Annotated in this window: 1 protein-coding gene; it reads left to right on the top strand. The window is 19.7% G+C overall.

What is annotated here, in order from left to right:
• Window positions 1-285: 285 nt before the first annotated feature.
• A partial coding sequence (locus tag NY022_RS09560; RefSeq protein ID WP_267525650.1) for a hypothetical protein occupies window positions 286-528 on the top strand: 243 nt, incomplete at its 3' end.

The raw sequence follows: 528 nt of genomic DNA on the forward strand, positions 1-528 counted from the left end.
TAAGTAGCTAGTTAGCTAATACAAATTATCTTTATTAGCATTAAAAATATTCTAAAACTTTTTAAATTTAAATCTTTCTATAACTTTATTTATTTTAAAAAATATTAAATAAATTATTAAATAATTTTTAATTTATTAATTTTTTGTTAATGGGGGGGGGTGCTATAATAATTTTTATTTATTAAAGGAGTAATTATGAATAAAAGTTCTATTTTATTAGGTTTAGTTAATTTACTTTAAATTTAAAGAATGAATAAAATAAAATTATTTTAAAAGGAAAAAACAATGAAAAAATATACGATTAAAACATTTATTATTAGTATTGTAACAAGTATTATAGGAGGTTATTTTATTGCACCAATTATATTTGTAATTTGGACAGGAGGTCGTGTAGCAAGAGATTATCGTTTAGATATGTATGATATAGCTAGATTTTTTGGAGCAACGGATAAATACTGTATATCTTACATAATTGCTTTTGCAATAACATTTGTAGCAACATCAATTATGATATATATTATAAAAAAG

The sequence above is a fragment of the Campylobacter sp. MG1 genome, assembly GCF_026616895.1.
Taxonomy (GTDB): Bacteria; Campylobacterota; Campylobacteria; order Campylobacterales; family Campylobacteraceae; genus Campylobacter_E.